Consider the following 20641-nt stretch of genomic DNA (forward strand, 5'->3'; position numbering starts at 1 on the left):
GGCGTACTCCCCGGCTACCCTGGCCGGGTGCCCCTCGCACCGCTCGGGGCAAAGCCGACAGCCGTCGCATCTACGGGAGTGAATTCATGGCCTCGTCGCCGACCCCCTCCACCGACAGCCGTACCCGCGTCAACGCCCTGCGTGAGGCCCTCGCCACCCGCGTGGTGGTCGCCGACGGCGCCATGGGCACCATGCTCCAGGCCCAGGACCCGACCCTCGCCGACTTCCAGGACCTCGAAGGCTGCAACGAGATCCTGAACGTGACCCGCCCGGACATCGTCCGTTCCGTGCACCAGGAGTACTTCGCCGTCGGCGTCGACTGCGTCGAGACGAACACCTTCGGCGCCAACTTCGCCGCGCTGGGCGAGTACGACATCCCCGAGCGCGTCTTCGAGCTCTCCGAGGCCGGCGCGGCCATCGCCCGCGAGGTCGCCGACGAGTTCACCGCCTCGACCGGGCAGCAGCGCTGGGTGCTCGGCTCCATGGGCCCCGGCACCAAGCTGCCGACCCTCGGCCACGCCCCGTACGTCAAGCTCCGCGACGCCTACCAGCGCAACGCGGAAGGCATGATCGCGGGCGGGGCCGACGCGCTCCTCGTCGAGACCACCCAGGACCTGCTGCAGACCAAGGCCGCCGTCCTCGGCGCGCGCCGCGCCCTGGACGCCACCGGCACGAACCTGCCGGTCATCTGCTCGGTCACCGTCGAGACCACCGGCACCATGCTGCTCGGCTCCGAGATCGGCGCCGCGCTCACCGCGCTGGAACCCCTCGGCATCGACATGATCGGCCTCAACTGCGCGACCGGCCCGTCCGAGATGAGCGAGCACCTGCGCTATCTCGCCAAGCACTCCCGGATCCCGCTGTCCTGCATGCCCAACGCCGGCCTGCCCGTCCTCGGCAAGAACGGCGCGCACTACCCGCTGCAGCCCGGCGAGCTCGCCGACGCGCAGGAGAACTTCGTCGCGGAGTACGGCATCTCCCTGGTCGGGGGCTGCTGCGGCACGACCCCCGAGCACCTGCGCCAGGTCGTCGAGCGCGTGCGCGGCGCCGAGCGCCGCGAGCGCGCGCCCCGCCCCGAGCCCGGCGCCGCCTCGCTCTACCAGACCGTCCCGTTCCGGCAGGACACCTCGTACCTCGCCATCGGCGAGCGGACGAACGCCAACGGGTCCAAGAAGTTCCGCGACGCCATGCTGGACGGCCGCTGGGACGACTGCGTCGAGATGGCCCGCGGGCAGATCCGCGAGGGCGCCCACATGCTCGACCTGTGCGTCGACTACGTCGGCCGCGACGGCGTGGCCGACATGGAGGAACTCGCGGGGCGCTTCGCCACCGCGTCCACCCTGCCGATCGTGCTCGACTCCACCGAACTGGACGTGCTCCGCGCCGGCCTGGAGAAGCTGGGCGGCCGGGCCGTCATCAACTCGGTCAACTACGAGGACGGCGACGGACCCGAGTCCCGCTTCCACAAGGTCACCGAGCTGGCCGCCGAGCACGGCGCCGCGCTGATCGCGCTGACCATCGACGAGCAGGGCCAGGCCCGTACCGTCGAGCACAAGGTGGCCATCGCGGAGCGCCTGATCGAGGACCTGACCGGCAACTGGGGCATCCACGAGTCGGACATCCTGGTCGACTGCCTGACCTTCACCATCTGTACCGGGCAGGAGGAGTCGCGGGGCGACGGCGTCGCGACCATCGAGGCGATCCGCGAACTCAAGCGCCGCCACCCCGACGTGCAGACCACGCTCGGCCTGTCCAACATCTCCTTCGGTCTCAACCCGGCCGCCCGGGTCGTCCTGAACTCCGTCTTCCTGGACGAGTGCGTCAAGGCCGGCCTGGACTCGGCGATCGTGCACGCCTCCAAGATCCTGCCCATCGCGCGGCTCGACGAGGAACAGGTCACGACCGCCCTCGACCTGATCCACGACCGCCGCTCCGAGGGCTACGACCCGCTCCAGAAGCTGATGGAGCTGTTCGAGGGCGTCAACACCAAGTCGATGAAGGACAGCAGGGCCGAGGAACTGCTCGCCCTGCCGCTGAACGAGCGCCTGGAGCGCCGCATCATCGACGGCGAGAAGAACGGCCTGGAGGCCGACCTCGACGCGGCGCTCGCCGAGCGCCCCGCCCTGGAGATCGTCAACGAGACGCTGCTGAACGGCATGAAGGTCGTCGGCGAGCTGTTCGGCTCCGGCAAGATGCAGCTGCCGTTCGTGCTCCAGTCCGCCGAGGTCATGAAGACCGCGGTGGCGCACCTGGAGCCGCACATGGAGAAGTCCGACGACGAGGGCAAGGGCACCATCGTGCTCGCCACCGTCCGCGGCGACGTCCACGACATCGGCAAGAACCTCGTCGACATCATCCTGTCCAACAACGGCTACAACGTCGTGAACCTGGGCATCAAGCAGCCCGTCTCCGCGATCCTGGACGCCGCCGAGGAGCACAGGGCGGACGTCATCGGGATGTCCGGACTCCTCGTCAAGTCCACCGTGATCATGAAGGAGAACCTCCAGGAGCTGAACCAGCGCCGGATGGCCGCCGACTACCCGGTCATCCTCGGCGGCGCAGCGCTCACCCGCGCGTACGTGGAACAGGACCTCCACGAGATCTACGAGGGCGAGGTGCGCTACGCGCGTGACGCCTTCGAAGGCCTGCGGCTGATGGACGCCCTCATCGCCGTCAAGCGCGGCGTGCCCGGCGCCGTCCTGCCGGAGCTCAAGCAGCGCCGCGTCAAGACCGCGGCGACCACGGCGGTGCTGGAGCGGCCGGGAGAGGTCGTCACCCGCTCCGACGTAGCCACCGACAACCCGGTCCCCACCCCGCCGTTCTGGGGCAGCCGCGTCGTCAAGGGCATCCAGATCGCGGAGTACGCGTCCTGGCTCGACGAGGGCGCCCTCTTCAAGGGCCAGTGGGGCCTCAAGGAGGCCAGGGCCGGCGAGGGACCCTCGTACGAGGAGCTCGTGGAGAGCGAGGGCCGCCCGCACCTGCGCGGCTGGCTGGAGCAGATGCACACGCAGAACCTCCTGGAGGCGGCCGTCGTCTACGGCTACTTCCCCTGCGTGTCCAAGGGCGACGACCTGATCCTGCTGGGCGAGGACGGCTCGGAGCGCACCCGCTTCACCTTCCCCCGCCAGCGCCGCGGCCGTCACCTGTGCCTCGCGGACTTCTTCCGCCCCGAGGAGTCCGGCGAGACGGACGTCGTCGGCCTCCAGGTCGTCACCGTGGGCTCCAGGATCGGCGGGCGCACCGCCGAGCTGTTCGAGGCCAACTCCTACCGCGACTACCTGGAGTTGCACGGGCTCTCCGTGCAACTCGCCGAGGCCCTCGCGGAGTACTGGCACGCGCGGGTCCGCTCCGAGCTCGGCTTCGCCGGCGAGGACCCCGCGGACGTCGAGGACATGTTCTCGCTGAAGTACCGGGGGGCCCGCTTCTCCCTCGGCTACGGCGCCTGCCCCGACCTGGAGGACCGGGCGAAGATCGCCGCCCTGCTGGAGCCCGAGCGCATCGGCGTGCAGCTCTCTGAGGAGTTCCAGCTCCACCCGGAGCAGTCCACCGACGCGATCGTCATCCACCACCCCGAGGCGAAGTACTTCAACGCACGATGACCGGATCGTCACCCGCGGCGCGCCGCCACGCCGGGCGTCGCGCGCCGCGGGGACGTACACTGGTCGGTCCAGCGCAGGCCGGCCGCCCGCCCTGGCGGGGGAAACCCGTACGGGCAGGCGGCCGGCCTTCTCGTCCCTCATGGAGGTGTGCCGGATGACCAGTACGGTCCCCGCGTCCTTGCCCCGAACGGCCGAGGGTTCCGCCCTCCAGGCCGTGCTGCTCGACATGGACGGCACACTCGTGGACAGCGAGGGCATCTGGTGGGACGCGGAGGTCGAGGTCTTCAAGGAGCTCGGCCACGTCCTGGACGAGGGCTGGCGGGAGATCGTCGTCGGCGGGCCGATGACGCGCAGCGCCGGCTTCCTCATCGAGGCGACGGGCGCCGAGGTCACGCTCGACGCCCTCGTGCTGCTGCTCAACGCGGCCTTCGAGAACCGCATCGGACAGGGCGTGCCCCTGATGCCGGGGGCCGCCCGGCTGCTCGCCGAACTGACGGCCCACCAGGTCCCCACCGCCCTGGTGTCCGCCTCGCACCGCAGCATCATCGACAAGGTCCTGCTCTCCCTCGGCCCCGAGCACTTCGCACTCACCGTCGCGGGCGACGAGGTGGCCCGTACGAAGCCGCACCCCGACCCCTACCTGATCGCCGCCCGCGGCCTCGGCGCGCAGCCCGACCGCTGCGCGGTGGTCGAGGACACGGCCACCGGGGTGGCCGCGGCGGAGGCGGCCGGCTGCCGTGTCGTGGCCGTACCGTCCATCGCCCCGATCGAGCCGGCCCCCGGCCGCCACGTCGTGGCCTCGCTCGAAGAGGTCGATCTCGCGCTGCTGCGCGCCCTGCCCGCGAACGAGCGCTGACCGCCGGGGGCAGTGCGACGCCCGGCACGGTTCCACGCGCTGCCCCGGCGGGCGCGGCCCTCGGGTCAGGTCCGCCACTGCGGGAATACCGGGTGACATTCATCACTCTGCGTGGTGCGCGCATCGCCAATTCGTCCCGCTCGCGCCCCTTCGGGCGCCGGTTCGCCATGCCCATGTGTCCCGGTTGGTGAAGCCGTGTACGAAACATACGACACCCCTGCATCCACAGGCCGTTAATGGCCATCACTAAGCGATAACCCTCTCTGGGAGGCCCGTTCAGGGCTTTGGCCGCGCGGCGGCTAATGTCGTGCCGGGTCGCCGGCGCCGCAACTCGCGTCGCGCGTAGGGCGCCCCGGCGCCTTTCGGACCGCCGCGTCCAGGTTTCCCACAAGGAGTTAGCCCACGATGAAGCGCAAAACCCTGGTGCTGTCGGCAGCCATAGGCCTGCTCGCCCCCGTCATGGCCGGCTGCGGCGGCAGCGGTGACAGTTCCGACTCCGGCAGTGCCATCGTCGTGGGCACCACGGACCAATTCAGTGCGACGAAGGCGGCCCCCGCCCCCTTCGACCCGGCCTACACCTACGACACGGCCGCCTGGAACGTCCTGAGGCAGACCATCCAGACCCTCACACACGTGCCGCGCGGCGGCGGCGAGCCGGTGCCGGAAGCGGCGAGCCGCTGCCTGTTCACCGACCACGAGAGCAAGACGTACCGCTGCACCCTGCGCTCGGGCCTGAAGTTCGCCAACGGCGACCCGGTCACCGCGGCCGACGTCAAGTACTCGATCGAACGGGTCGTCAACATCCACGACCCCAACAGCGCCTACGGTCTGCTCACCAACATCGGCACGATCGTCACCGACGGCCTCAACGTGGACTTCCACCTGAAGTCGTCCGACGCGACCTTCCCGTACAAGCTCGCGACACCCGCGGCGGGCATCGTGGACCCCAAGCAGTACGCGGCGAAGAAGCTGCGCGACGGCTTCGAGGTCGACGGCTCGGGTCCGTACACCTTCAAGGCGGAGGTGAAGGACAACACAGTCGTGAAGGCGACCTTCACCAAGAACCCCACTTATAAAGGGGACTTGAAGATTCAGAACAGCAAGGTCGAGATGCGGATGTACTCGGACGCCAAGGCCATGGAGACGGCGTTCGACAAGGACGATATCGGCGTGATGCTGCGCATGTCGCCGGACCAGATCAAGTCCCTGACCGACCACCCGAAGAAAGACGTCAACCTCACCGAGATGCCGGGTCTCGAAATCCGCTATATCGGTTTCGACACGTCGGCACCGGTCGTCAAGAGCAAGGCCGTCCGTCAGGCGATGGCCTACCTGGTCGACCGCGACTCGCTCGTCTCCAAGGTCTACGGCACCACGGCGTCGCCGCTCTACTCGCTCATCCCCGCCGGCATCACGGGCCACACCAACTCGTTCTTCAACCAGTACGGTGCGCAGCCCTCGGCGCAGAAGGCCGCGCAGACCCTGCAGAAGGCCGGCATCCACACGCCGGTGAAGCTGACCCTGAACTACACGACGGACCACTACGGCGCCGCCACCGCCAAGGAGTTCCAGGTCCTCCAGGGCCAGCTCAACGACAGCAAGCTCTTCGACGTCACCATCAAGGGCACGCCCTGGGACACCTTCCGGCCCGACCAGACCAAGGGCGACTACTCCGTCTACGGCATGGGCTGGTTCCCGGACTTCCCCGACCCGGACAACTTCACGGCGCCCTTCCTCGACAAGGACAACTTCCTCGGCAGCCCGTACGACAACCCGCAGATCCGCAACGAGCTGATCCCGGAGTCGCGCCGCCAGGCCGACCGGGGATCCGCGGCGGGCGTCTTCGGGCAGATCCAGGACGCGGTGGCGGGCGACGTGCCGATCCTGCCGCTGTGGCAGGGCAAGCAGTACGTGGCAGCGCACACCGATGTCACGGGTGTGGAGTGGGCGGTCGACTCGTCGACCAACTACTACCTGTGGGAGCTAGGCGAGGGCACCACGTCCGACTGACGCACCTCCCGCCGCCAGGCACGGGGCCGCCCCGCCCCGCCGCTGTCAGGCCCCGGACCCGCACCGCCGGTCCGGGGCCCCGGCATGTCCGCCCGGCCCGGCGCGCGGGGCGTGCCCGGCCGCGCTGGGCGCGGTGCCGGTCCTGCGGTCGTCCTCGGGCCCTTCGCGGGCGCCATCGCCGGCCGGCCCAGGGCCCAGGAGCGTCCGCCCGGCCCGGAATCCGCGCGGTCCGGCGCGCACGGCCCGGGGAGCGGACGGCCCCGGGCAGCCGGGCGCGCGGGCGCCGCGCTCCCCGAAGGGCGCTCCTACTGGGCGCCCGGGCGCACCAGCCCGCTCTCGTACGCGTACACCGCCGCCTGCACCCGGTCCCGCAGGCTCAGCTTCGTCAGCACATGGCCCACATGGGTCTTGACCGTCGTCTCGCTGACGAACAGATCCGCCGCGATCTCCGCGTTCGACAGGCCGCGTGCCACCAGCTTCAGCACCTCGACCTCGCGCTCCGTCAGCGTGTTCAGCGCGTTCGGCACGGCCTCCTCGCCCGAGGGCAGGTGGTCCGCGTACTTGTCCAGCAGCCGCCGCGTGATGCTCGGGGCCAGCATCGCCTCGCCCGCCGCGACCACCCGGATCGCCTGCACCAGTTCGACGGCCGGAGCGTCCTTCAGGAGAAAGCCGCTCGCGCCCGCGCGCAGCGCCTCGACCACGTACTCGTCGAGGTCGAACGTGGTCAGTACGAGTACCTTGGCCGGGCCGTCCCTGCCGGGGCCGGTGATCTGCCGCGTCGCCTCGACGCCGTCCATCCGCGGCATGCGGATGTCCATCAGGACCACGTCGGGCTGGAGCGCCCGCACCTGCTCGATGGCCTGGAGGCCGTCGCCGGCCTCACCGACCACCGCGATGTCCTGCTCGGCCTCCAGGATCATCCGGAAACCGGTGCGCAGCAGCGGCTGGTCGTCGACAAGCAGGACGCGGACAGTGCCCACACTCACGGGAGCCCCTTTCACTGGACCACGCCCATTCTGCCCTGCCCGCCCTAGGGGGCCGTCGGCAGCGGATAGACCGGGGGAGTGCCCCCGAATTCGGGACAGAACGCCTGGTGGTCGCACCATCCGCACAGCTTCGTCGGCCGCGGCGGGAAATCGCCCGTCTCCGTCGCCCGGCGGATCGCGTCCCACAGCGCGAGCAGTTTGCGCTCGACCCGCTCCAGGTCCTCAAGGACCGGGTCGTAGGTCAGCACGTCCCCGCTGCCGAGATACACGAGCTGGAGACGGCGCGGCACGACGCCCTTCAGTCGCCACACCACCAGCGCGTAGAAGGCCATCTGGAAGTGCGCGCTCTCGGCGTACTGGGGCCGGGGCGCCTTGCCGGTCTTGTAGTCGACGATCCGCACCTCGCCCGTCGGCGCCACGTCCACGCGGTCGATCACCCCGCGCAGCCGCAGCCCCGAGTCGAGCTCGGTCTCCACGAACATCTCGCGCTCCGCGGGTTCGAGCCGCGTCGGGTCCTCCAGCGCGAACCACCGCTCGACCAGTGCCTCGGCCTGGGCGAGCCAGAGCGCCAGCCGCTCGCCCGCCTCGTCGTCGGCGAACAGCTCCGCGAGCTCAGGACGTGCCGCGCGCAGCCTGTCCCACTGGTGCGGCACCATCTCCTTGGCCCGGGGCGCCGTGCGCTCATCGGCCGGATGGTCGAAAAGGCGCTCCAGCACGGCGTGCACCAGCGTCCCGCGGGTAGCCGCCTCGCTCGGCTTCTGGGGCAGTTTGTCGATGACCCGGAAGCGGTAGAGCAGAGGGCACTGCATGAAGTCGTTCGCCCGCGACGGCGACAGGGAGGTGGGGGGCGCGCTCGTACTCATGCCGCAGACCCTACGACCCGCCACTGACAGCGATCCGCATACCATCGACTACGAGGCCTTTCGCACTGCATGATCAAGCAGACGGCAGGCGGACGACGGAAGGAACCCGTGAAAGAGGACGATTCGGGCGAACGCGACACGGGCGAAGCGCGGGACAAGAGCGGCGCGCCTGAGCCCGGCGCGAAGCCCGTGCGCCCGGCCGACCCCGGAGGCGGCATCCTGGTGGGCCGTCCCTTCGGTGTGCCCGTCTACGTGGGGCCCAGCTGGTTCCTGGTCGCCGCGCTCATCACCTGGATCTTCGGCGGCCAGCTCGGCGGCATCCTGCCGGACATCGGCAACGCGCGCTACCTCGTGGCGCTCTTCTTCGCGGTGGCCTTCTACGCCTCCGTGTTCGTGCACGAACTCGCGCACACCGTGGCCGCGCTCCGCTTCAATCTGCCGGTGCGCCGCATCCAGCTGCAGTTCTTCGGCGGTGTCTCCGAGATCGAGAAGGAATCCGATACGCCGGGGCGCGAGTTCGTGCTCGCGTTCGTCGGCCCGCTCCTGTCGCTGATCCTCTCCGGGATCTTCTACGGCGCGATGTACCTGGTCGACGCGGGTTCCGTGCCCGGTGTGCTGCTCGCGGGTCTCATGGTCTCGAACCTGATCGTCGCGATCTTCAACTTCCTGCCGGGCCTCCCGCTCGACGGCGGCCGTATGCTGCGCGCCGTCGTGTGGAAGATCACCGGCAAGCCCATGAGCGGCACGGTCGCCGCGGTCTGGGTCGGCCGGGCGCTCGCCGTCGCCGTCCTCGTCGTCCTCATCGGCCTCCCGCTGTTCGGGGGCGGCGGACTGCGCGGCGACGGCGGTATCGACGGCGTCGAGACGGTCACGGACGCCCTGATCGCCGCGATTCTCGCCGCGATCATCTGGACCGGCGCGGGCAACAGCCTGCGCATGGCCAGGCTGCGCGAGCACCTTCCGCAGCTCCAGGCGCGCACGCTGACCCGGCGGGCCGTGCCCGTGGAGCCGCACACGCCCCTGTCCGAGGCGCTGCGCAGGGCCAACGAGGCCGGTGCGCGGGCCCTCGTCGTCGTGGACGGCCAGGGTGAGCCCACCGGCATCGTGCGCGAGGCGTCCCTCGTGGGCGTACCCCAGCACCGGCGCCCCTGGGTCGCGGTCAGCACCCTGACCCAGGACCTCACGGACGGCATGACGGTCCCGGCCGATCTGGGCGGGGAGATCCTGCTCGACCGGCTGCGGGCCAACCCCGCCACCGAGTACCTGGTGGTCGAAAAGAGCGGGTCGATCTACGGCGTGCTGTCCACGACGGACGTCGAGCGGGCCTTCGTCGCGGCGATGGCCCGGCCCCAGTGAGGGCCGCGGCCCGCTGACGCGTCGCCCCGGGCAGGACGGCCCGGCCCCCGGTGGCCGTCCGGGCGCCCCGGTCGTCCCCCCGTCGGTGCCTGTCGGTGCCCCCGGATCGCGACGCCCCGCCCGGCCCGCGCGGCCCACCGGTCGCGCCCGGGGCACCGGGCGGACAGAGGCACCACGGGAAGCGGATAGGCTGGGCACATGTCCGAACCGACCGGTGCCGCCCGCCGTCGTGGGCCCTTCAAGGTCGGGGACCAGGTCCAGCTCACCGACCCCAAGGGACGCCACTACACCTTCACGCTCGAAGCCGGGAAGAACTTCCACACCCACAAGGGGTCCTTCCCGCACGACGAGCTGATCGGTGCTCCCGAGGGCAGTGTTGTCCGAACCACGGGAAACGTCGCCTACCTCGCGTTGCGCCCCCTGCTCCCCGACTACGTCCTGTCCATGCCCCGCGGCGCAGCCGTGGTCTACCCGAAGGACGCGGGCCAGATCCTGGCGTTCGGCGACATCTTCCCCGGCGCGCGGGTCGTCGAGGCGGGGGTGGGCTCCGGCTCCCTCAGCAGCTTCCTGCTGCGGGTCATCGGCGATGACGGGATGCTGCACTCCTACGAGCGCCGGCAGGACTTCGCGGACATCGCCCGGGGCAACGTCGAGCGCTACTTCGGCGGCCCCCACCCCGCGTGGGAGCTGACCGTCGGCGACCTCCAGGACAACCTCTCCGACACCGAGGTCGACCGCGTCATCCTGGACATGCTCGCGCCCTGGGAGTGCCTGGACGCGGTCTCCAAGGCCCTCGTGCCCGGCGGGATCCTCATCGCGTACGTCGCGACCACCACGCAGCTCTCCCGCACCGTGGAGACCATCCGCGAGTTCGGCACGTTCAACGAGCCGGCCGCGTGGGAGTCCATGATCCGCAACTGGCACGTCGAGGGCCTCGCCGTACGCCCCGACCACCGCATGATCGGCCACACCGGCTTCCTCGTCACCGCACGGCGCCTCGCCGACGGTGTCGAGCCCCCACTGCGCCGCAGGCGCCCCGCGAAGGGCGCGTACGGCGAGGACTACGACGGTCCCGGCAGCGGATCGCGCTGACCTGGTTCCGTCACGCGACGGCCCCGGCGGCGCATCCCGCCGATCCCGGCCCCGCGCGGTCAACGCCCTGCCGCCGCCGCCCCGTTCCCGCCCACCGCGCGGAACGGGGCGGCGGCGGTTCCGGGTTGGCGCGCCGTGGCACTCGCAGGCGTCGCACCCCGGGCCCGGGGAACCGGCCGCCCCCCACCGTTTCGCGTGTGTGTGACGTGTGGCACGATGCTGTCTCCCGCCCACAGTTGGTTTCTCCAGCACCACCGCAACAGGAGACAGTCGGCGTGCAGCTCTCCGAGCTTCCGGACCTCGCGCACACCAGGCCCACCCCGATGCACTGGCTCGCCACGGCCACCGCGATGGCGGGCGTCGTCGCGGTGGCGGGGCTCTTCCACCAGCAGGGCGCCACCGCTTCCGCGGCGGCCCCGCGGCAGGGCCCGCCGATCAGCGGCTCCGCCGCGCCGAGAGCCGCACACCTGCCGGCACCCGACGCGGGCACGTTCCACTTCCCGCTGGAGTGCGGATCCGTCGGCTTCGTCGTGACCGCCAGGGCGAGCGGCGACCTGGACGGGGACGGCAACCCGGAGACGGTCGCGGCCGTCCGCTGCGACTCGGGCTCCGGCACACCGCCGAACGCGGTCTACGTCCTCAACAGGGACCGCGAGGGCACACCGCGGGTGGTCGCCACCCTTTTGGGTGTCGCGTCGAAGGAGACCGTCGGCAAGGGGTTCAGCGTCGCCGGCCGCGCCGTCTACGCGACGCTCCTCGGCTATTCGAGCGAGAACGTGCCGAGCTGCTGCCCGGACGTCACGGAGAAGGTCTCCTGGGTGTGGCGCAACGGCGTGTTCGTCCGCAGCGAACAGGCCAACGACAAGAGCGTCTGAAAAGCACACCCGGCCCGCGCGAGCACGCTCCGGGCGGGGCCGGCGGCCTCGGGGCCGGGCCGGTCGAGGTCACATTTCGGCGACTGACCCGTCGCCCGCCGTCACTGTGCGTCGGGGCCGACGACCTCGGCGCCGTCCGAGACCCGGCGCACGTGGATGCACTCGCCGGGGCACTCCTTCGCCGAATCGACCACCTCGCGCAGCAGCGGCAAGGGGACGCGGGTGCTCGCGCCCGGGTTCTGGAGCAGCTCGTCGTCGGCGCTCTTGACGTAGGCGAGGCCGTCGATGTCCAGCTCGAACACCTCGCGCGCGTACTGCGCACAGATGCCGTCACCCGTGCACAGATCCTGATCGATCCATACCTCCAGCGGTCCCTGGGCCGCGAGGTCATCGGTCGGGGCGTCCTGCTGCACGGTCATATCTCCTGCCGTTTTCTGCGTCGGGCCCATCCGTCGTGCAACCCTGGGTGACAAGTCGCGCCAGCCATGACGGGTGTTGAACAAGTCGACGATACAACCGGCCGCTTTCCGATGTTGTCGGGTGGGTATTTGCCTGGCGTGAGGGAGAGCGCAAGGGTGAAGATCGGACAGACCCCTTACGTGTTTGTGATCTAGGGGTTTCAATCATCACCCACCCAGGTAGGGTCAGGAAGCGTCCAGCTCCCCTTGGAGGAGGTGAGGACCGTGGCAGCCCACGACGACGACATCAACCGCGGCATCCGGCCCGGGCGGGGGTCCGAGGACCCCGCAGGCCAGGTTGCCTATCTTGAGCAGGAAATCGCCGTCCTGCGCCGCAAGCTCGCCGACTCTCCGCGGCACACGAGAATTCTCGAAGAGCGGATCGTCGAGCTCCAGACGAACCTGGCGGGCGTGTCCGCTCAGAATGAGCGGCTCGCCAATACGCTGCGTGAGGCCCGCGACCAGATCGTGGCCCTCAAGGAAGAGGTCGACCGGTTGGCCCAGCCGCCTGCCGGCTTCGGCGTCTTCCTGCAGGCGAACGAGGACGAAACGGCGGACATCTTCACCGGTGGCCGCAAGCTCCGGGTGAACGTCAGCCCCAGCGTCGAGCTCGACGAGCTCCGGCGCGGCCAGGAAGTGATGCTCAACGAGGCGCTCAACGTGGTCGAGGCCATGCAGTTCGAGCGCGCCGGCGACATCGTCACCCTCAAGGAGATCCTGGAGGACGGCGAGCGCGCGCTGGTCGTCGGGCACACCGACGAAGAGCGCGTGGTACGGCTCGCCGAGCCCCTCATGGACCTCACCATCAGGCCCGGCGACGCCCTGCTGCTCGAACCCCGCTCCGGGTACGTCTACGAAGTCGTGCCCAAGAGCGAGGTCGAGGAGCTCGTCCTCGAAGAGGTCCCCGACGTCGACTACACGAAGATCGGCGGCCTCGGCGGGCAGATCGAACTGATCCGCGACGCCGTCGAGCTTCCCTACCTCTACCCGGACCTGTTCAAGGAGCACGAGCTCCGGCCTCCGAAGGGCATCCTGCTCTACGGTCCTCCCGGATGCGGCAAGACGCTCATCGCCAAGGCAGTCGCCAATTCGCTCGCCAAGAAGGTCGGCGAAGTGACGGGGCGGCCCGCGGGCAAGAGCTACTTCCTGAACATCAAGGGTCCGGAGCTGCTGAACAAGTACGTCGGTGAGACCGAGCGGCACATCCGCCTGGTCTTCCAGCGCGCCAGGGAGAAGGCGAGCGAGGGCACGCCCGTCATCGTCTTCTTCGACGAGATGGAATCCCTCTTCCGCACCCGCGGTTCCGGTGTCAGCTCGGACGTGGAGAACACCATCGTCCCCCAGCTGCTCGCCGAGATCGACGGTGTGGAGGGCCTGGAGAACGTCATCGTCATCGGCGCCTCCAACCGTGAGGACATGATCGACCCGGCGATCCTGCGCCCGGGCCGGCTCGACGTGAAGATCAAGATCGAGCGTCCCGACGCGGACTCCGCCAAGGACATCTTCGCCAAGTACCTCACGGCCTCCCTGCCGCTGCACGCGGACGACCTCTCGGAACACCGCGAGTCGCCCGACCAGGCGGTCCACGCCATGATCCAGACCGTCGTGGAGCAGATGTACGCCGAATCCGAGGAGAACCGCTTCCTTGAGGTGACGTACGCCAACGGCGACAAGGAAGTCCTGTACTTCAAGGACTTCAACTCGGGCGCGATGATCGAGAACATCGTCGGCCGGGCCAAGAAAATGGCCATCAAGGACTTCCTCGACCACAATCAGAAGGGCATCCGCGTCTCCCACCTCCTCCAGGCGTGTGTGGACGAGTTCAAGGAGAACGAGGACCTGCCGAACACCACGAACCCGGACGACTGGGCCCGTATCTCCGGCAAGAAGGGCGAGCGGATCGTCTACATCCGTACGCTCGTCACCGGAAAGCAGGGCGCCGACACCGGGCGTTCCATCGACACGGTGGCGAACACCGGTCAGTACCTGTAAGTAACGGACCGGCTGCGGATGCCCCCGGCGGGGTATCCGCAGCCGGTTGCTTTACCCGGACGTACCATCACACCAGGCCGACGTGTCGAATGATCTCCCCGCGGACGCCACGGCGTTCTAGGCTCGATAACTGAGCGCCGCGTCCCCAGGGGGCGCCGCCGCCGGGCAAGGAGGGCCGCATGACCGTACGGCGAGTAATGGGCATCGAGACGGAGTACGGGATCTCCGTGCCCGGTCACCCGAACGCCAATGCCATGCTCACCTCGTCCCAGATCGTCAACGCGTACGCCGCGGCGATGCACAGGGCGCGGCGCGCGCGCTGGGACTTCGAGGAGGAGAACCCGCTGCGGGACGCCCGCGGCTTCGATCTCGCCCGGGAGACCGCCGACTCGACGCAGCTCACGGACGAGGACATCGGCCTGGCCAATGTCATCCTGACCAACGGCGCGCGTCTCTACGTCGACCACGCCCACCCCGAGTACAGCTCGCCGGAGATCACCAATCCGCGCGACGCGGTCCTGTGGGACAAGGCCGGCGAGCGGATCATGGCGGAGGCCGCGGAGCGGGCGGCCCAGCTGCCCGGTGCGCAGCCCATCCACCTGTACAAGAACAACACCGACAACAAGGGCGCCTCCTACGGCACCCATGAGAACTACCTGATGCGGCGCGCGACCGCCTTCTCGGACATCGTGCGCCACCTGACGCCGTTCTTCGTCTCCCGCCAGGTCGTCACCGGCGCCGGGCGCGTCGGCATCGGGCAGGACGGGCGCGACCACGGCTTCCAGCTGAGTCAGCGTGCCGACTACTTCGAGGTCGAGGTCGGTCTGGAGACGACGCTCAAGCGGCCGATCATCAACACGCGCGACGAGCCGCACTCCGACGCGGAGAAGTACCGCCGCCTGCACGTGATCATCGGCGACGCGAACCTCTCCGAGATCTCGACGTACCTCAAGCTCGGAACGACGTCCCTGGTCCTCGCCATGATCGAGGACGGTTTCATCAACGTCGACCTGGCGGTGGACCAGCCTGTACGTACTCTGCACGAGGTTTCCCACGACCCCTCGCTCAAGCATCTGGTCACGCTCCGCAGCGGCCGCAAGCTGACCGCGGTGCAGCTCCAGATGGAGTACTTCGAACTCTCGAGGAAGTACGTCGAGGAGAAGTACGGCGCGGACGTGGACGAACAGACCAGGGACGTGCTCGGCCGCTGGGAGGACACACTCAACCGGCTGGAGCGGGACCCGATGTCTCTCGCGGGTGAGCTGGACTGGGTGGCCAAGCGGGAGCTCCTGGAGGGCTACCGGCGCAGGGACGGGCTGGACTGGGACGCGGCGCGGCTGCATCTCGTCGATCTCCAGTACGCCGACGTGCGGCCGGACAAGGGCCTCTACAACCGTCTGGCGGCGCGCGGCAGGATGAAGCGGCTGCTGGACGAGAAGGACGTCGAGGCGGCCAGGACGCACCCCCCGGAGGACACCAGGGCGTACTTCCGCGGCCGGTGTCTCGACCAGTACGCGGAGGATGTCGCGGCGGCCTCCTGGGACTCGGTCATCTTCGACCTGCCGGGCCGGGACTCGCTCCAGCGGGTGCCCACCCTGGAACCGTTGCGCGGTACACGTGAACACGTGAAGGAACTCCTGGACCGCTGCCGTACGGCGGAGGACCTGGTGCGGGTGTTGTCAGGCCACTGAAAAGGCTGAAAAGGCCCACCGGAGGGAATCATCGAGGTGGGTCCCCGGCGTTGCACATCAACGGGGCCTTTGTCGGACCCTGCGGCTAGGGTCTGATCTTGAGGGCAACGAAAGTCACATCGAGCGGGGCGAACCGAGCGGGGTGAGGGTTATGGCGACCAAGGACAGCGGCGGCGGCCAGCAGAAGGCGGCACGGTCCACGGAGGAGGCCGAGGAGCAGGCGCAGGAAGCGGAGGGCTCCGAAGACCTCAAGGAGCGTCAGGAGAAGCTCTCGGACGACGTGGACTCCGTCCTGGACGAGATCGACGACGTACTCGAAGAGAATGCCGAAGACTTTGTGCGGAGCTTCGTCCAAAAGGGCGGGCAGTAGTCACACATGTGAACGGGGTGGAGAAGGGGTGCTTCCGCGTGCGGAAGCACCCCTTGCTTCCCCGGCTTCCCCGGTTCGGGGGAGCGGCCCGTGCTTCCCCGAACCGCAGGTGGATCATCCCCGCCGGGCGGGTAGGGTCCCTGGCGTACTGTGCTTCAACTGCAATTCGGCCATCGGCACGTTGGGAATGAATCCCGACACCTGGCGTCGTGCCGTCGCATATCTGGAGGGAAACGCGTGGAAGCCAACACTCGTGAGACCGGGCGTCTGCCGGCTGCCTTCCTGACGCCCGGATCTTCTTCCTTCATGGACTTCCTCTCGGCGCAGTCGCCGGACATGCTGCCGGGCAAGCGTTCGCTGCCGCCGCTGCAGGGGGCCGTCGAGGCTCCGCACGGCACGACGATCGTGGGCGTCACGTTCCCCGGCGGCGTCGTGCTGGCCGGTGACCGGCGGGCGACGATGGGCAACATGATCGCCCAGCGGGACATCGAGAAGGTCTTTCCCGCCGACGAGTACTCGGCGGTGGGCATCGCCGGAACGGCGGGCCTGGCCGTGGAGATGGTGAAGCTCTTCCAGCTGGAGCTGGAGCACTTCGAGAAGGTCGAGGGCGCGCAGCTCTCGCTGGAGGGCAAGGCCAACCGGCTCTCCACGATGATCAGGTCGAACCTCGCCATGGCGATGCAGGGGCTGGCCGTCGTGCCGATCTTCGCCGGGTACGACGTGGACCGCGGCAAGGGCCGCATCTTCTCCTACGACGTCACGGGCGGCCGCTCGGAGGAGACCGGGTTCTCCTCGACCGGCTCCGGTTCCGTCTTCGCGCGGGGCGCCATGAAGAAGCTCTACCGCGACGACCTGACGGAGGACCAGGCCACCACGCTGGTCGTGCAGGCGCTGTACGACGCCGCCGACGACGACTCGGCGACCGGCGGCCCGGACGTGGCCCGCAGGATCTACCCGATCGTCACGGTGATCACGGAGAACGGCTTCCGCCGCCTCACCGACGACGAGTCGGCCGACATCGCCCGTTCCATCATCGAGCGCCGGCTCGTACAGCCCGACGGTCCGCGCGCCGCCCTTCTGTGACGGCACCGCGGTGAGAGTGAATCAGCCACTGACAGAAAGGGACGGATAGCCGGTGTCGACGCCGTTCTATGTCTCACCCCAGCAGGCCATGGCCGACCGGGCCGAGTACGCCCGCAAGGGCATCGCCCGCGGCCGCAGCCTGGTCGTGCTCCAGTACGCCGACGGCATCGTCTTCGTCGGCGAGAACCCGTCCCGCGCCCTGCACAAGTTCAGCGAGATCTACGACCGGATCGGCTTCGCCGCCGCCGGCAAGTACAACGAGTACGAGAACCTGCGGATCGGCGGTGTGCGCTACGCCGACCTGCGCGGATACACCTACGACCGTGACGATGTGACGGCCCGTGGGCTCGCCAACGTCTACGCCCAGACGCTCGGCACGATCTTCTCCAGCGCCGGCGAGAAGCCGTACGAGGTCGAGCTGGTGGTCGCCGAGGTCGGGGCCACGCCGGACGGCGACCAGATCTACCGGCTGCCGCACGACGGTTCCATCGTGGACGAGCACGGCTCGGTCGCGGTCGGCGGCAGCTCCGAGCAGATCAGCACCTACCTCGACCAGCGACACCGCGAGGGCATGACGCTCGCGGAGGCGCTCAGGCTCGCGGTCCAGGCGCTCTCCCGGGACACCAACGGCGGTGAGCGGGAGATCCCCGCCGAACGTCTGGAGGTGGCGGTCCTCGACCGGACGCGCCCGCAGCAGCGCAAGTTCCGCCGGATCGTGGGCGCGCAGCTCTCGCGTCTGCTGGAGGCGGGCGGCGCCGCGGCGGAGCCGGCCGACGACTCAGGGGACTCAGGCGACTCGGGCGACTCCGAGGACACCGGTTCCGGGGGCAAGGCCACGGGGAGCGACGACAGCGCGGGAGGCGACGCCTGACGGCCCGCCCGTAGCGTTCGTACGTCTGTGCCCCGGCCGCCCTGTGCGGCCGGGGCACAGACGTGTCCGGGCCCTCGCGAGGCCGCGGGCGCGTCGGAGGCCGGGTGGCCCGCGCGGCGGCCTCAGCGGGGCGGCGGCGCCGTCGAGCCGCGCACCACCAGTCGTACCGGCAGGTCCCGCGGCGCGGGCTCGCGTCCCTCCAGCACGGCGAGGAGCGCGCCCATGCCCCGCTCGCCGACGTGTTCGGCGGGCAGGTGAACGGTGGTGAGTTCGGGCTCGACGGCCGTGGCGAGGGCCAGATCGTCGAAGCCGGTCACGGAGACGTCCTCCGGCACCCGCAATCCGAGGCGGCGCAGGGCCTTGCAGGCTCCCGCGGCGAGGATGTCGTCGTCGCACACGATGGCGGTGGGGCGGGGGCCGCTGCCGGCCAGCGCGGCGACGACGGCCTCCCGCCCCGCGCTCACGGCGAGTTCCGAGCGCACCGTGACGAGGCCCGCGCCGGGGACCTCCGAGACGGCTCGGGCCAGCGCGCCGGCCCGTACGTCGAACGTCCACGAGGCCACGGCCGAGGCGAGGTGCAGGACCGCGCGGTGTCCGAGGCCCAGCACATGGGCGGCGACCTGGCGCATGCCGTCGGCGATGTCGAGATTGACGCACGCCGCCGAGCCGGGCGCGGCCGGGTCGCTGTCGAGCATGACGAGTGGCAGGTGGCTCCCGTGGATGGCGGCCGGCGCCTCCACGGCCATGGAGGAGGCGATGACGCCGTCGAGCGCCGTGCGGGCCGCGTCGAAGGGGCTGGGCGCGGGTCCCACACCGGCGGGGGAGGGGTAGAGCACGACGCCGAAGCCGTGCTCCGCGGCCACGGTGGCGGCTCCGGCGTAGACGCGGGCGAAGAACTCGTTGGTGAGCGCGGGGACGACCAGCAGGGCCGTCCTGGTCGAGCCGAGGCGGAGGTTCCTGGCGGCGAGGTTGGGGCGGTAGCCGAGGCTCCTGGCGGCTTCCCGCACCTGCCCGGCGGTGCGCTCGGACACCCGGCCGCGCCACTTCTCACCTAGCACGAGGGAGACCGTGGCCTGCGAGACACCGGCGGTGCGCGCGACGTCCCTGCTGGTGGGACGCGTGACCGGCGTGGTCATGGGACCTCCCTCGTGCGGTGCTCCGGTGGACCCGGCGCTCGCGCTCATGGTACGTATGGGTCGCGTAGTTATACGTAACACGTCACAGGGGACGCCGATCGAGGGACACCGATCAGGGGAGGGGCCGAGGCTGTGGGAGCCACCGGATATCTGGAGCTGCTGAGGGCACCGCACGCCACGCGGTTGCTCGCGGGCACGCTCGTGGGCAGGCTGCCGAACGCGACCGCGCCGATCGCCGTCGTGCTGTTCGCCCGGGCCGACGGCGCGAGCTACAGCCTCGCCGGGGCGCTCGCGGCCGTGTACGGGTTCGCGAACGCGGTCGGCCAGCCGCTGCTCGGGCGGGCCGTGGACCTGCGGGGCCAGCCGCGCGTGCAGTTCCCCGCGGCCGTGGTCTCGGCGCTCGGGATGGCCCTGTTCGTCCTGTCCGGCACCGCGGCGCCCGTGGCCGCGTTCGCCGCCGTGGCCCTCGCCGGGCTGTGCACCCCGCCGCTGGAAGGCGGACTGCGGGCGCTGTGGCCGAGCGTGCTGGGCCGCCAGGACCGGGTGCACCGGGCCTACGCGCTCGACGCCGTCGCCCAGGAGGTCATGTTCACCGTCGGCCCGCTGCTCGTCACCGCGCTCGTCGCGCTCCGCTCACCGGCCACCGCGCTGCTCGTGATCAACGCCCTCGGTGTGCTGGGGGCGCTCTCGGTCGTGGTCTCCAAGCCGTCCAGGGCCTGGCGCTCGGGAGAGCGGGAGGCCCACTGGCTGGGCGCGCTGCGTTCGCCCGGCCTGCTCGCGCTGCTCGGCGCGTTCCTGTTCGTCGGGGCCGCGCTCGGCTCGATCACCGTCGCGGGCGTCGCGTACGCCGACGGGAGCGGCCGCGGTGCCGTGTACGGCTGGCTGATGGCCGCCCTCGGTCTCGGCGCCCTGCTGGGCGGCGCCGTGTACGGGGCGCGGAGCTGGACGGGCGCACCGGAGCGCAGGCTGCTGGTGATCGTGGCACTGCTCGCGGTGTGCTACCTGCCACTCGCCCTCACGCCGGGAGTGGTGGCGATGACACTGCTGTCCGTGCTCTCCGGTGTGTTCCTGGCGCCGGCGCTCGCGTGCGCCTTCATCGTGGTGGACCGGCAGGCGCCGGCCGGCACCGTCACGGAGGCGTTCTCCTGGCTCGTGACGACGTTCGGGGTCGGCTCGGCGCTCGGCACCGCCGTGGCGGGACCGGTGGCCCAGCACGCGGGAACGTCCGCCGGGTTCGTCGTCGCCGGGGTCTGCGGCCTCGTCGCCCTGCTCGTCCTCGCGGTGACGGGACGGGCCCTCGCCCTCCCCGGCGGGGGCGTGAATACGGCGGCCGAAGACGAAAATGATCCAAGTGACGCGCCCGCACACGGTTTCAGCTCAGGCCATCAGGCGTAATGTTCAGA

The 20641-nt window shown here is 70.3% G+C and carries 17 protein-coding genes; 13 read left to right on the plus strand and 4 right to left on the minus strand.

The genetic code is table 11. The annotated features are described in order from the left end of the window. Positions 1–86: 86 nt before the first annotated feature. From metH to OG310_RS28135, 3 genes are all read left to right on the plus strand, one after another. On the plus strand, positions 87–3599 hold the full coding sequence (metH, locus tag OG310_RS28125) for a methionine synthase (RefSeq protein ID WP_329458650.1): 3513 nt from the start codon (positions 87–89) through the stop codon (positions 3597–3599). Positions 3600–3753: 154 nt separating this feature from the next. Further along, on the plus strand, positions 3754–4455 hold the full coding sequence (locus OG310_RS28130; RefSeq protein WP_329458651.1) for an HAD family hydrolase: 702 nt from the start codon (positions 3754–3756) through the stop codon (positions 4453–4455). Between the two features lie 405 nt (positions 4456–4860). Next, on the plus strand, positions 4861–6465 hold the full coding sequence (locus OG310_RS28135; protein ID WP_329458652.1) for an ABC transporter substrate-binding protein: 1605 nt from the start codon (positions 4861–4863) through the stop codon (positions 6463–6465). Positions 6466–6770: 305 nt separating this feature from the next. Here OG310_RS28135 and OG310_RS28140 read toward each other — a convergent pair whose 3' ends face one another. Together OG310_RS28140 and OG310_RS28145 are read right to left on the minus strand one after the other, a co-directional pair. After that, on the minus strand, positions 6771–7385 hold the full coding sequence (locus OG310_RS28140; RefSeq protein WP_329460428.1) for a response regulator transcription factor: 615 nt from the start codon (positions 7383–7385) through the stop codon (positions 6771–6773). A 110-nt stretch (positions 7386–7495) separates the two neighbouring features. Beyond that, the gene (locus tag OG310_RS28145; protein ID WP_329458653.1) at positions 7496–8314 is read right to left on the minus strand and encodes a RecB family exonuclease; all 819 of its coding nucleotides are present in this window, start codon (positions 8312–8314) and stop codon (positions 7496–7498) included. A 108-nt stretch (positions 8315–8422) separates the two neighbouring features. Between OG310_RS28145 and OG310_RS28150 the strand changes: the two genes are divergently transcribed. The 3 genes from OG310_RS28150 to OG310_RS28160 all read left to right on the plus strand — a co-directional run bounded on the left by OG310_RS28150 (position 8423) and on the right by OG310_RS28160 (position 11637). Next, positions 8423–9670 (plus strand): site-2 protease family protein, encoded by a 1248-nt coding sequence (locus OG310_RS28150; protein WP_443078746.1) that lies wholly within the window; start codon positions 8423–8425, stop codon positions 9668–9670. A gap of 198 nt (positions 9671–9868) precedes the next feature. Next, positions 9869–10762 (plus strand): tRNA (adenine-N1)-methyltransferase, encoded by an 894-nt coding sequence (locus tag OG310_RS28155; protein ID WP_329458655.1) that lies wholly within the window; start codon positions 9869–9871, stop codon positions 10760–10762. A 275-nt stretch (positions 10763–11037) separates the two neighbouring features. Then, the gene (locus OG310_RS28160) at positions 11038–11637 is read left to right on the plus strand and encodes a hypothetical protein (RefSeq protein WP_329458656.1); all 600 of its coding nucleotides are present in this window, start codon (positions 11038–11040) and stop codon (positions 11635–11637) included. A 101-nt stretch (positions 11638–11738) separates the two neighbouring features. Here the strand turns inward: OG310_RS28160 and OG310_RS28165 are convergent, their stop codons facing one another. Next, on the minus strand, positions 11739–12056 hold the full coding sequence (locus tag OG310_RS28165) for a ferredoxin (RefSeq protein WP_329458657.1): 318 nt from the start codon (positions 12054–12056) through the stop codon (positions 11739–11741). A gap of 264 nt (positions 12057–12320) precedes the next feature. Between OG310_RS28165 and arc the strand changes: the two genes are divergently transcribed. The 6 genes from arc to prcA all read left to right on the plus strand — a co-directional run bounded on the left by arc (position 12321) and on the right by prcA (position 18102). Further along, positions 12321–14087, plus strand: a complete 1767-nt coding sequence (arc, locus tag OG310_RS28170; protein WP_329458658.1) for a proteasome ATPase — start codon at positions 12321–12323, stop codon at positions 14085–14087. Positions 14088–14266: 179 nt separating this feature from the next. Then, positions 14267–15778, plus strand: a complete 1512-nt coding sequence (gene dop / locus OG310_RS28175) for a depupylase/deamidase Dop (protein ID WP_443078747.1) — start codon at positions 14267–14269, stop codon at positions 15776–15778. Between the two features lie 151 nt (positions 15779–15929). After that, a complete protein-coding gene (locus tag OG310_RS28180; protein ID WP_329458659.1) occupies positions 15930–16148 on the plus strand; it encodes a ubiquitin-like protein Pup in 219 nt (72 codons plus the stop codon). Continuing rightward, complete coding sequence (locus OG310_RS28185) at positions 16102–16434, plus strand: endonuclease domain-containing protein (RefSeq protein ID WP_329458660.1); 333 nt, start codon at positions 16102–16104, stop codon at positions 16432–16434. Before OG310_RS28180 ends, OG310_RS28185 begins: the two co-directional genes overlap by 47 nt. Further along, positions 16386–17231: a proteasome subunit beta gene (gene prcB / locus OG310_RS28190; protein WP_329458661.1), complete on the plus strand. Its 846-nt coding sequence runs from the start codon at positions 16386–16388 to the stop codon at positions 17229–17231. Before OG310_RS28185 ends, prcB begins: the two co-directional genes overlap by 49 nt. A 52-nt stretch (positions 17232–17283) precedes the next feature. Beyond that, complete coding sequence (prcA, locus tag OG310_RS28195) at positions 17284–18102, plus strand: proteasome subunit alpha (protein WP_329458662.1); 819 nt, start codon at positions 17284–17286, stop codon at positions 18100–18102. A gap of 122 nt (positions 18103–18224) precedes the next feature. Here prcA and OG310_RS28200 read toward each other — a convergent pair whose 3' ends face one another. Then, a complete protein-coding gene (locus OG310_RS28200) occupies positions 18225–19238 on the minus strand; it encodes a LacI family DNA-binding transcriptional regulator (protein WP_329458663.1) in 1014 nt (337 codons plus the stop codon). A gap of 132 nt (positions 19239–19370) precedes the next feature. Here OG310_RS28200 and OG310_RS28205 point away from each other — a divergent pair, with 132 nt between their 5' ends. After that, positions 19371–20633 carry an MFS transporter gene (locus OG310_RS28205; RefSeq protein ID WP_329458664.1) on the plus strand — a complete coding sequence of 421 codons (1263 nt, stop codon included), beginning with the start codon at positions 19371–19373 and terminating at the stop codon, positions 20631–20633. Positions 20634–20641: the final 8 nt, after the last annotated feature.

This window comes from Streptomyces sp. NBC_01497 (assembly GCF_036250695.1).
GTDB lineage: Bacteria > Actinomycetota > Actinomycetes > Streptomycetales > Streptomycetaceae > Streptomyces.

What these genes read in the sequence shown, in the direction of transcription:
- metH (WP_329458650.1), top strand. Translation starts at nt 87, where the DNA reads ATGGCCTCGTCGCCGACCCCCTCCACCGACAGCCGTACCCGCGTCAAC.
- OG310_RS28180 (WP_329458659.1), top strand. Translation starts at nt 15,930, where the DNA reads ATGGCGACCAAGGACAGCGGCGGCGGCCAGCAGAAGGCGGCACGGTCC.
- dop (WP_443078747.1), top strand. Translation starts at nt 14,267, where the DNA reads ATGACCGTACGGCGAGTAATGGGCATCGAGACGGAGTACGGGATCTCC.
- OG310_RS28130 (WP_329458651.1), top strand. Translation starts at nt 3,754, where the DNA reads ATGACCAGTACGGTCCCCGCGTCCTTGCCCCGAACGGCCGAGGGTTCC.
- OG310_RS28135 (WP_329458652.1), top strand. Translation starts at nt 4,861, where the DNA reads ATGAAGCGCAAAACCCTGGTGCTGTCGGCAGCCATAGGCCTGCTCGCC.
- OG310_RS28165 (WP_329458657.1), bottom strand. Translation starts at nt 12,056, where the DNA reads ATGACCGTGCAGCAGGACGCCCCGACCGATGACCTCGCGGCCCAGGGA.
- OG310_RS28145 (WP_329458653.1), bottom strand. Translation starts at nt 8,314, where the DNA reads ATGAGTACGAGCGCGCCCCCCACCTCCCTGTCGCCGTCGCGGGCGAAC.
- OG310_RS28140 (WP_329460428.1), bottom strand. Translation starts at nt 7,385, where the DNA reads ATGATCCTGGAGGCCGAGCAGGACATCGCGGTGGTCGGTGAGGCCGGC.
- OG310_RS28155 (WP_329458655.1), top strand. Translation starts at nt 9,869, where the DNA reads ATGTCCGAACCGACCGGTGCCGCCCGCCGTCGTGGGCCCTTCAAGGTC.
- OG310_RS28185 (WP_329458660.1), top strand. Translation starts at nt 16,102, where the DNA reads ATGCCGAAGACTTTGTGCGGAGCTTCGTCCAAAAGGGCGGGCAGTAGT.
- OG310_RS28200 (WP_329458663.1), bottom strand. Translation starts at nt 19,238, where the DNA reads ATGACCACGCCGGTCACGCGTCCCACCAGCAGGGACGTCGCGCGCACC.